This is a genomic window from Acetatifactor sp. (assembly GCF_982438285.1).
Genome location: NZ_CEWDFQ010000077.1, coordinates 1 through 11,018, shown reverse-complemented (window position 1 = coordinate 11,018; position 11,018 = coordinate 1). Strand labels below are relative to the sequence as shown.

Genomic DNA, 11,018 nt, shown 5'->3' with positions numbered 1-11,018 from the left:
GCCATAGCTGAGCCGGTTGAAAATATCGGTGTTTTCATGCTCCCGCACAAAGGACTGGGTGACGCGGATTCCGTTGATGCTCTCTGCAATATAGGCGTTTAGGTTGCTTTGCTTGTTGGACTGGATCTGCCACGCAAGGCGCTGCTTTCTCTTGATAAAAAGGATGATCAGCGTAAGCAGGGGCAGTCCGCACAGACACACAAGGGCCAGCCTTGCGTCGCACAAAAACATAAAAATCAGGATGAAAAACAGGTTGCACAGATCGGTGATGGTATTTATGATACCATTGCTCAAAAGGTCGCTTAAGCTGTTTACATAGTTTACCACCCGGACCTGAATTTTGCCGTGAGGTCTGTCATCGTAGTAGGAAAAGGGAAGCTTTTGCAGATGACAGAAAATATCGCTGCGGATGGCATGAATAATATTCTGGCCGATGATGCTCATGGTTTTTATCTTAATGCGCAGGCTTACTGCAGAGTAAAGAGCCACAAAAAAAGTCAGCACACTCACCAAAACAATGCCGCGCATGTTTTTCTGGGGAATGTAAACATCCATGATCCTCTGAAAAAAGATAGGTATCACCATGGTCAGGGCTGAAGAGGTAAGCATCAGCACAAGTACGCCGGCCATTCTTTTCCGATAGGGTGAAACATAGCCTGCCAGTCTTTTTAACTGGCCTGCGTCAAAGCTGTCCTCTAAGATTTCGTCCATATCATATCTGTTTCTGGCCATAATCAGTTTCCTCCCTTGTGTGTGTGGTTTTGTTCTTCCCGCAGAAGATCATAGGGGATTTCTCCGTATTGATTGTGGAAGGCCTTGGCGTAATAGCCGCCCCTTGCCACCAGCTGGTCATGAGTTCCCTTTTCTATAATCCGGCCGTTGTCCATCACCAGAATCAGGTCGGCGTCCTTGATGGAGGAGATGCGGTAAGCAATCACAAATACGGTGCAGTCCGAGTCCTTCTGAATGGTTTTGAGCTGTTTTTGTATGTAGCTTTCCGTCTCCATATCTACCGCGGAGGTGGTGTCGTCCAAAATTAAAATGGAAGGGTTTTTAAGCAGGGCTCTTGCCAGGGAAATGCGCTGCTTTTGTCCGCCGGAAAGGCCCACGCCGCGCTCGCCCACAATAGTATCGTATCCCTGGGGCAGCGCTGAGATAAAGTGATTGGCATCCGCCATAATAGCTGCTTTTTTTACCTCTGCAAAGCTGCAGTCCGGCCTGCCGTAAGCGATATTTCCCTCGATGGTGTCGGAGAAGAGGAACACATCCTGCATGGCCATGCCGATATTGTCTCTTAAATTGTAAAGGTCCATCTGCCGTACATTCTTGCCGTCGATGAGCACTTCTCCCGAGGTGGTGTCGTAAAAACGGCAGAGCAGATTCATCAGGGTGGACTTGCCTGCCCCGGTGGAGCCGATAATGCCTACCGTTTCTCCGGCCTTTGCCTTGAAATTGATGTCCATAACGATGTCCTCGTCGTCCGCCCGGTAGGAAACATTCCGAAACTCCACATCTCCCCGCAGTCTTTTGTGGATTCCGCCATGGACGGGAGTAGTAACAGAGGGCTCCTCGCTGTAGGTGGCATAAATTTTCTCCACGGAGGTGATGAAATTTTGAATGTCGTTGATCCACCAGCCGGCCATACGCAGAGGCGTATTTAACATCCACAGGTAACCGTTTACCTTTACCAGGTCTCCCAGTGTGATCTCTTCCTGAATAACCATGTATCCTCCGTAAACCATCAAAATGATAGTGAGAAAATAGGAGAGAATTTCAAAAATGGGCACATATTTCATCCAAACCCGGGAGGCCTTGATCTGGGCGTTCCGGAATTTGTCGTTTTCCTTTTCAAATTTTTCGATTTCGTAGTCCTCCTTAGCAAAGGCCCGCACTACCCGGTTGCCGCTGATGTTTTCCTGAACAAAGGCGTTTAAGGAGGAGAAGCAGGCGCGGTTTCGCTGGAAGGCAGGCTTTACCTCCTTTGACTGCTTGAAGGCCGCCGCTGCGGTAAAGGGAAGCACAAGCAGCATGCACAGTGCAAGCTTTACGTTTACCGTAAACACCATCAAAAGAGCGAAGGCAAAAAGCAGGACATTTTGATATACCACATAGATCACATAGGCCACAAAATGCCGGATGGCGTCCATATCTCCGGTCTGGCGGCTCATGAGATCGCCGGTGCGCTTCTTATTATAGAAAGCGAAATCCTCCTGCAGAAGCTTCCGGTACACCTTATCCCGCATGTCATAGAGCGTCCCCTGGGAAGCTGTCTCAAACACCACCTGGTAAAAGAAGCGCAGTACGCCGTTTACAATAGTGACGCCTAAGAGACAGCAGATCAGTCCGGGCAGGAGACTGTAATTTCCGGCCGAAACCACGTCGTCCACGATCACGCCGGACAGGTAAGGGTTTACGATGGACAAGGCCGCAATGACGGTGGTCATAAGGATGCCTAAAAGCATCAGCCCCTTGTATTTTTTGAGAAAGGAATAAAACCATTTCATGGGTGTCATAGGATGCACCTCCCTGTAATTGATACCTTCATTTTATGAAAGGCGCTTAAAAAGAAAATGGAGTATCTTGCAACAAAGATGTATGATTTTGTAAAAATACGTTTTACTTTTTGGCTGCAAAAAGGTAGAATACAAATATATGGGGACAGAAGAAATACGGAGGCGGAAGGAGAAATGACAGCGCAGAAAAAAGACATCGTGATTGAAGAAATGAACCCAACCTTTTTGTTCACCTGGAAGGGAACCAGAAACAAGGGAGACGACCAATATCACAGCCATGATTTCCCTGAGCTGGCCTTTGTGCTGTCCGGCAGCGGAAAATACCGGATAGAGGGAAGGCTTTATTCTGTCGGGGAGGGGGATCTTTTGATTTTGAATCCGGGGGTCAGGCACCAGGCCCTTTTTGATGGGGAGAGTCCGCTTCCCACTACGGAATTTTTTGTGGGCTTTTCCGACATTCAGATCAAGGATATGCCCAGGAACTATTTTCCTGCGCCGGAGGGAGAATATATCATTCACACCACCGGGGAGCTTCGCCAGAAGCTGTTTCGAATCTGCGCTTCCATGGAGTCGGAAAATGCGGTGTGCCGTCAGGGAAGATACTTTATGCTGAAATCCTATCTGGTGCAGATACTGCTTTTGGTGATCAGGGAGCAGTGCACTCCCGTGGAGGCGCCGGGGGGATATGCCTTTGAGTCTGTGAATAAAAAATATGTGGTGGAGCAGATCATCAACTATTTTGATGATCACTACAATGAAAAAATTTCCCTGGACCACATTGCGGAAAATATGTATTTAAGCCCCTTTTATATTTCCAAGATTTTTAAGAGCGAGACGGGGGATACTCCCATCCGCCATTTGATCAATATCAGGCTGGAAAAGGCAAGGGAGCTTCTGGAGGCCGGACAAAGCACCAGCATTCAGGAGGTGGCTGCTTCCGTGGGCTATGAGGACGCCTACCATTTCAGCAAGCTGTTTAAAAAGCGTTACGGCATCTCTCCCTCCAAGGCGAAGAGAATAAGTAAGTAATTGCGGATATTGATACTTTTTTGACGGTATGTTTTTTTTTCAGTACTTGTGTAAAAGAGGTTTTCAAGGATTGTAGAATTTGCTACAATGAAAAAAACAAGGCGTGTGCAAGAAAGCACGGGAAGGTAATGGATGCACAGGCATCGGATTGGAGGCAGCATGAGATATTTTTTTGAATCTAAAATTGAAAAAAAGGAAAAGGGATATATGATTCAGATTCCTTTTAATGTGTGGGAGGTATGCAAGCAGCGGGACGTGATCAAAGGAGATGTGGTTCTGGACAATAAAATCATTGACTGCGAACTGCTTCCCAAGGAAAAGGGTAATTATGAGATTCATATAGAGGATGAGGATGCGGTAAGCGTGGAGCTGGGCGTGCCCCACAAAATACTGCTCCATGTAAACGGCTCCCTGATCCGCATGGATCAGAACAGTCCCTACAGCTTTGAGCATCCCATACGCAAGATCGACAGCATGCAGGTGATCATCCAGCCTGAGGACGGTCTTTGCGGCCAGGCCTGCGTGGCTATGCTGGCTGGCGTTACCATAGCCGAGGTGATCAGTGTAATGGACTGCAGAGAGTGGCAGGCGACCATGGGCCGCGTGATTTCTGCACTGAACTATTATGGAATTGATCACAATGACATCATTGTGTACACTGAGGGCAAGGATGCAGTGCTGCCTAAGTGCTGTATTATGATGGAAAAAATGGGACGCTTCTGCCATTATCTGGTACACTACGATGGCAAATTTTATGATTCCAACCTGGGGGTGCTTGAGGAATACGATATGAGCAAGCTGCTGGGATATCTGGAAATTAAGTGCTGATTTTGAAAGAGAAGGCCGTCCGCGGGAAACTGCGGACGGCCTTTTGGCTAAAAAGAGTAGAAACAAAAAAGAAAAAAAGTATTAAATCTGATTTACAGGGACAAAATAAGAAAACAAAAGAATAAGAGAGTATAATAAAGAAAAAAAGAGATAAATGATTTACAATCGGTCAGAATACGTTTGCAAAGACATACATATAAAATTAATATATGGTTTAGTGATTAGCACTCAAAACTAATGAGTGCTAACAAATGAAAATGGCAGTATCAAAAGGAGGCAATTATAATGAAGCTAGTACCTTTAGGTGACAGAGTGGTATTAAAACAATTAGAAGCAGAGGAGATGACCCAGTCCGGCATTGTGCTTCCCGGACAGAGCAAGGAAAAGCCCCAGCAGGCTGAGGTGATTGCAGTAGGTCCCGGCGGCGTTGTAGACGGCAAGGAAGTAAAAATGGAAGTAAAGGCAGGCGATCAGGTCATTTATTCCAAATATGCAGGAAATGAAGTTAAGCTTGGCGAAGAGGAATATATTATCGTCAGACAGAATGATATTCTGGCAATCGTAAATAATTGACCAAATTGACGAAAGCCTGGGGCGCCGCAGACGGCATGACGGGCATTTGAAAATAAAGAATAAAAACATGGAGGCGTATTGAAATGGCAAAGGAAATAAAATACGGTGCGGAAGCACGTAAGGCATTGGAGTCCGGCGTAAACCAGCTGGCTGACACAGTAAGGGTGACTCTTGGACCTAAGGGAAGAAATGTAGTTTTGGACAAATCCTTCGGCTCACCCCTGATTACCAATGACGGCGTTACCATCGCAAAGGAGATCGAGCTGGCAGACGCATTTGAAAATATGGGAGCGCAGCTTGTGAAGGAGGTTGCCACCAAGACCAATGATGTGGCAGGCGACGGTACCACAACGGCAACAGTTCTGGCACAGGCTATGGTAAACGCAGGCATGAAGAATCTGGCTGCAGGCGCAAATCCCATTATCTTAAGAAAAGGCATGAAGAAAGCCACCGAATGTGCGGTTGCGGCTATCGCCAAGATGAGCCAGAAGGTGGACGGCAAGAATCACATTGCAAGAGTAGCTGCAATCTCTGCAGGAGACGACGAGGTAGGACAGCTGGTGGCTGACGCAATGGAGAAGGTAAGCGGAGACGGCGTAATCACCATCGAGGAGTCCAAGACCATGCAGACCGAGCTGGATCTGGTGGAAGGCATGCAGTTTGACAGAGGCTATATTTCCGCATACATGGCTACGGATATGGATAAGATGGAGGCTGTTTTAGACAATCCTTATATCCTCATCACCGATAAGAAGATTTCCAATATTCAGGAGATTCTGCCTCTGCTTGAGCAGATCGTGCAGTCCGGCGCAAAGCTGCTTATCATCGCAGAGGATGTAGAGGGCGAGGCACTGACCACACTGATCGTCAACAAGCTGCGCGGAACCTTCAATGTAGTTGCAGTGAAGGCGCCTGGTTATGGCGACAGAAGAAAGGCAATGCTTGAGGATATTGCAATTTTGACCGGAGGCAAGGTGATCAGCTCCGAGCTTGGCTATGAGCTGAAGGACACCACCATGGATATGCTGGGCCGTGCAAAATCCGTAAAGGTTCAGAAGGAAAATACTGTGATCGTGGACGGCGAAGGCGAGAAATCGGCCATTCAGTCCAGAATTGCACAGATTAAGAATCAGATTGAGGAGACTACCTCCGACTTTGATAAAGAAAAACTTCAGGAGAGACTGGCGAAGCTGGCAGGCGGCGTTGCAGTGATCCGTGTGGGTGCTGCTACGGAGACCGAGATGAAGGAGGCAAAGCTTCGTCTGGAGGATGCTCTTGCAGCAACCAGAGCGGCAGTGGAGGAAGGTATTATCTGCGGCGGCGGTTCCGCATACATTCATGCCTCCAAAGAGGTTGAGAAGCTTGCGGCTACCCTGGAAGGCGACGAGAAGACAGGCGCAGGCATTGTGCTGAAGGCCCTTGAGGCGCCTCTGTATCATATCGTAGCAAACGCAGGACTGGAAGGCAGCGTGATTATCAACAGAGTAAAGGAATCCGAGGAAGGCGTTGGCTTTGACGCTTTGAAGGAGGAGTATGTGGATATGGTGAAGGCAGGTATTCTGGACCCCGCAAAGGTTACCAGAAGCGCACTGCAGAATGCAACCAGCGTTGCAAGCACACTGCTGACCACAGAGAGCGTAGTGGCAAATATCAAGGAGGAAACTCCCGCGATGCCCGCCGGGGCAGGCGGAATGGGCGGCATGATGTAAGCCGTTTTCTCAAAAATAGAGTGATGCGCCAAAAGCGTGCTGCATGGGGAGAAAGCTCCCCGTTGGGCACGCTTTTTTGCTTGCGGAAAATGGGGACAATAATTGGCATAAAGATGCGCTGTTTTGACACGACAGGACAAAGACTGGGGGATAAAATAAAACTGAAATATGCGGCATCGAAAAATGGTGCAGGAAAGAGGTCGAAATGAGCGAAAAAAGAAAGTATCACAATCCGGTGCAGAGGGGCTTTTTCCCAGATCCTTCCGTAATCAGAGTGGGCGATGATTATTACATGGTAAATTCCAGCTTTCAGTATTTTCCCGCAATTCCCATCTCTCATTCCAGAGATATGGTGCACTGGCATATTGTCGGCCATGCCATAACCAATCCGGAATGGCTGGATATCAGCGATATTAAGGATTCCCATGGAATTTGGGCGCCTGATATAGAATATGTGGACGGAAAATTTTATATTTACGCCACGCTGCGTCTCAATGCGGACGGAAAAAGAGACAATAATGTAATGCGCAGACAACTGGTGATGGTGTCCGACAGGCCGGAAGGACCTTACAGCAAGCCGGTTTGTCTTGAGGTGGATGATATCGATCCTTCTTTGTTTGTGGACGATGACGGCAGCAAATATATGATCATTGCAAAGGCAGCCCAGGCGGTGCCTTTAAGTGAGGATGGCCTTAAGGTGACGGGACCGGCCCGCACCGCATGGGAGGGCACAGGGGAGCGCTGCTCGGAAGGCCCCCATATTATGAAAAAGGACGGCTGGTATTACGCCATTGTTGCGGAGGGAGGCACAGGCTACGGCCATGGCATCAATGTGGGAAGAAGCAGAGAACTGTTCGGCCCCTATGAATGCTCTCCCTATAATCCTGTGATGCGCCAGAAGGATCCTAAGGCGCCCATACAGAGGGCGGGACACGGCAAGCTTGTCCAGGATCAGAACGGCCAATGGTGGTGCTATTATCTTTGCGGGCGGCCAAACTCAGGCAACTATACCACTGTGGGAAGAGAGTCTGCAATGGACCCGGTACAGTGGACGAAAGATGGATGGTTTACCATAAATGAGGGGAAAGGCCCCAGCACAGAGCAGGAGGCGCCGGATCTGCCGGAGTGTGTGTTTGAGAGAAACCTGTTTGATGACTTTAACGATACAAAGCTGAATCTGGAATGGGAATTTGTGAGAAACCCTGACAACGGCTCATGGTCTTTGACGGAGAGACCGGGATGGTTCCGGATTTGGACCAGAGACGGGCAGCTCAACGAAATCCGGGCGAAAAACACGCTGCTGCGCAGAGAGCAGGAGCTTTCCTATGAGGCGGAAACCAAGGTGGAGTTTTATCCCGATAAAAACGGGGAGCAGGCGGGGCTGGCCTGCTATTACAGCACAGCCACCTATGCAAGGTGTGCGGTCTGCTATGAGGAGGGACGAAAGATACAGCTTGTGATCAACCGAAATCACGGGGAAGAGCTTGTGGCTGAGATCGAGGATGTGCAGGAGGGCCCTGTATTTTTAAAGGTAGTGGTGGAAAAGCTTACCAGAACCTTCTACTACGGCTATGACGGAAAGGAATGGATGCAGGTAGGAATGCTGGAAAACTGCATTTATCTGTGCGACGAGGGAGTGCCGGACGACCCTAAGCGCCATACCGGAACTCTGGTTGGAATTTATGCAAACAATGGCGGCTGCGGCAGCAGAAAGCCGGCGGATTTTGACTATTTCAGGTATAACGATTGAGAATCGATGGCTGCGTATTCTTTGGGGCAGAGGGGAGATTCTATGGGCGAGAAAAAGCGGAAATGGAATTTTGTGACCTATGGAACCAGTGTGGATACAAGATATAACGGGTACAGCGGCAGCCTGGAGGAAGAAAATCTGTCCCTTTGGTGTCTGGGAGGCAAGGGAAAGCTGGTTCCCGCCTCCACGGACGGACTTGCCTTTTATTACACGGTGATCGACCCTGAACAGGAAAACTTTACCCTTTGTGCAGATGTGCTTGTGGAAAGCTGGACCTTTTCCAATGGCCAGGATGGCTTCGGGCTGATGGCTTGTGACAGTATTGGGGAAAACGGGGATGAAAAGAGCTTTTGGAACAATTCCTATATGGCGGCGGTGACGAAAAATGTGTACTGCTATGACAGGGAGAAAAACAAGGTCTCTGACGGGGGAGACCGCTATGTGATGAACTTGGGCGTCTGCGCCATAGAAAAGAAGGGCGTTACGCCGGATTTGCTTGCCTGTGGCCAGCCGCTTAAGGGCTTTGTCTCCCGTTCCCATCCCCTGGAAACTGCAGCGGCCCGCAAGGGCCTTCCTCCCGGAACCTATAACCTGGCGGGAGGCTATACCAATGCGGATGGCGTGCTGAATGATATGGAGCAGCTCACGGCTTTTCATCTGGGAATAAAAAGAGACAACAATGGCTATAGACTAAGCTACAGGGATGCCCAGGGAACAGAGACGGCAAAGGTCTTTTACCGGGAGGACGGTACTGACGAACTGACCAGACTGGATAATGGCAGGATTTACGTTGGCTTCTTTGCTGCCAGAAATGCCAAAATAGCGGTGCGGAACGTGAAGCTTACAACCATTCCTCCCAAGGAGGACGAAAAAACCTGTCCACCGCCCCTCTCTTATATTACGCCGGATTTTCGGGTTTTGTCTGCAGATGTGGCTAACAGGAAGGAGTATCTCCTGGTCTGCTGCAGCAACTGTGACGGCTTATTGAATGTGCGGGATAAGCAAAGCGGGGAAATGCTGGCAGGCAATGTGAGGATGAAGGCGAAGGAAAAGAGCCGTGTAACGATTTCCCTTAAGGAAGGGCAAAACTGCTTTGACCTGTGCTTTATGCCAGACCCGGAGTATAAGCCCTCTGCCTATGAGCGGTTTGACTCCTGTGAGCCCAGGCAGATTTCCTTTTCTGTGCACTGCCATACGGAGGCGGGCGGAGCAAAAACAGTTTATGTGGGACCCTGTGGAACCCCTGAGGGGGCGGGAACCCGGCTGGACCCGCTGGATATTTACAGCGCCGTGCGACAGGCCCTGCCGGGACAAAAGCTTCTTTTGCTGGGAGGACGCTACCCTCTGGACGCGCCCCTGGTGATTCCCCCTGGCATGGACGGAGAGCCTGGAAATCCCATTGTGCTCCAAGCGGCTTTTGGAGAAAAGGAGCGGCCGGTGCTTGATTTTGGCGGCAGGGCGGAGGGCATGGCGGTGAGAGGCCATCACTGGCAGTTCAAGGGCTTTGACGTGACCCGCTCCAAGAATGGCGCAAACGGGATACGCCTGTGCGGAAGCTTCCATCTGGTGGAGGATGTGCGGGTCTATGAAAACGGCAATACGGGACTGCAGATCAGCCGTTATCAGGAGCTGGATTCCAGGGAAGAGTGGCCTTGCTGCAATCATATCTTAAACTGTACCTCCTGCCTGAATGCGGACGGAGGCTATACGGACTCGGACGGCTTTGCGGCTAAGATTACCACAGGGCCTGGCAATGTATTCGAGGGCTGTATTTCGGCCTACAATGCGGACGATGGCTTTGATTTGTTCGCCAAGGTGGAGACGGGCCCTATCGGTGCAGTGACCATAAAAAACTGCATCGCCTTTAAAAACGGCTATGTGCTGGATAAGAATGGAAAGGAGCGCCATGTGGGGCTGGGAAACGGGTTTAAGCTGGGAGGCTCCAGCCTTGCAGGAGGCCATGTGCTGAAGGGCTGCATTGCCTTTGCAAATGGAGAAAAGGGAATCGACTCCAACAGCTGCCCGGATGTAAAGATTGAAAATTCCATTGCCTATAACAACGAATCCCATAACGTGGCGCTGTTTACCACAGATGCTTCGGACACGGATTTTTACGCCTGGAATATCCTTTCTTTTAAGGATAACAATACGGTGCCGGACAAGCTGGAGGGAAGAGGGAGCCAGAGACCGGAAAAGATTTTTGGAGCGTCCAATTTTTACTTTGACGGAGAAAAAAGCGTCAATGCCCAGGGAGAGACGGCTCAAATATCCGGGTTTGTTTCCCTGGATGTGGAGAAGGCTATTCATGGCGGAATCCGCAGAAATGAGGATGGCAGCATTGACCGGGGCGGTTTTCTGGAATGGAGGGACGGATGCCCCCAAGCTGGAAAAGGGGAAAAGAGAATACTGGAGATGTAAGTGCTTACGAAAGACCATATTTTTAAGAGAAAGGCTTTCTGCTGTATTTTACAGTAGGGAGCCTTTTTTTACAAAAAAATGTCGATAGAAATCGATGATACCGTGATATTATATAAAAAATGCACAATTATTTTGTGAAAAACAGAAAATATTGTTCAATTTCACAACATAAAATTGAAAAAATCGGAAAAGAATGGT

General features: G+C 49.2%; 8 protein-coding genes. 6 read left to right on the top strand and 2 right to left on the bottom strand.

The window, feature by feature from the left end; translation table 11 throughout:
* Window positions 1-732 (bottom strand): ABC transporter transmembrane domain-containing protein (locus tag AC1WIP_RS05705; RefSeq protein WP_481140919.1); only part of this gene is annotated, 732 nt, incomplete at its 3' end.
* Between the two features lie 2 nt (window positions 733-734).
* Window positions 735-2,513, bottom strand: a complete 1,779-nt coding sequence (locus AC1WIP_RS05700; protein WP_481140918.1) for an ABC transporter ATP-binding protein — start codon at window positions 2,511-2,513, stop codon at window positions 735-737.
* A gap of 174 nt (window positions 2,514-2,687) precedes the next feature.
* Between AC1WIP_RS05700 and AC1WIP_RS05695 the strand changes: the two genes are divergently transcribed.
* From AC1WIP_RS05695 to AC1WIP_RS05670, 6 genes are all read left to right on the top strand, one after another.
* Window positions 2,688-3,542 (top strand): AraC family transcriptional regulator, encoded by an 855-nt coding sequence (locus AC1WIP_RS05695; RefSeq protein ID WP_481140917.1) that lies wholly within the window; start codon window positions 2,688-2,690, stop codon window positions 3,540-3,542.
* Between the two features lie 159 nt (window positions 3,543-3,701).
* A complete protein-coding gene (locus tag AC1WIP_RS05690; protein WP_481140916.1) occupies window positions 3,702-4,370 on the top strand; it encodes a DUF1905 domain-containing protein in 669 nt (222 codons plus the stop codon).
* A gap of 285 nt (window positions 4,371-4,655) precedes the next feature.
* Window positions 4,656-4,943: a co-chaperone GroES gene (locus AC1WIP_RS05685; protein WP_481140915.1), complete on the top strand. Its 288-nt coding sequence runs from the start codon at window positions 4,656-4,658 to the stop codon at window positions 4,941-4,943.
* Between the two features lie 83 nt (window positions 4,944-5,026).
* Window positions 5,027-6,652, top strand: a complete 1,626-nt coding sequence (gene groL / locus AC1WIP_RS05680) for a chaperonin GroEL (protein WP_481140914.1) — start codon at window positions 5,027-5,029, stop codon at window positions 6,650-6,652.
* 205 nt (window positions 6,653-6,857) lie between these two features.
* A complete protein-coding gene (locus tag AC1WIP_RS05675) occupies window positions 6,858-8,402 on the top strand; it encodes a glycoside hydrolase family 43 protein (RefSeq protein WP_481140913.1) in 1,545 nt (514 codons plus the stop codon).
* 42 nt (window positions 8,403-8,444) lie between these two features.
* Window positions 8,445-10,820: a right-handed parallel beta-helix repeat-containing protein gene (locus AC1WIP_RS05670; protein ID WP_481140912.1), complete on the top strand. Its 2,376-nt coding sequence runs from the start codon at window positions 8,445-8,447 to the stop codon at window positions 10,818-10,820.
* Window positions 10,821-11,018 lie beyond the last annotated feature (198 nt).

Coding starts and splice junctions, on each gene's coding strand:
- AC1WIP_RS05700 (WP_481140918.1), bottom strand. CDS start 2,513: ATGACACCCATGAAATGGTTTTATTCCTTTCTCAAAAAATACAAGGGG.
- AC1WIP_RS05695 (WP_481140917.1), top strand. CDS start 2,688: ATGACAGCGCAGAAAAAAGACATCGTGATTGAAGAAATGAACCCAACC.
- AC1WIP_RS05690 (WP_481140916.1), top strand. CDS start 3,702: ATGAGATATTTTTTTGAATCTAAAATTGAAAAAAAGGAAAAGGGATAT.
- AC1WIP_RS05685 (WP_481140915.1), top strand. CDS start 4,656: ATGAAGCTAGTACCTTTAGGTGACAGAGTGGTATTAAAACAATTAGAA.
- groL (WP_481140914.1), top strand. CDS start 5,027: ATGGCAAAGGAAATAAAATACGGTGCGGAAGCACGTAAGGCATTGGAG.
- AC1WIP_RS05675 (WP_481140913.1), top strand. CDS start 6,858: ATGAGCGAAAAAAGAAAGTATCACAATCCGGTGCAGAGGGGCTTTTTC.
- AC1WIP_RS05670 (WP_481140912.1), top strand. CDS start 8,445: ATGGGCGAGAAAAAGCGGAAATGGAATTTTGTGACCTATGGAACCAGT.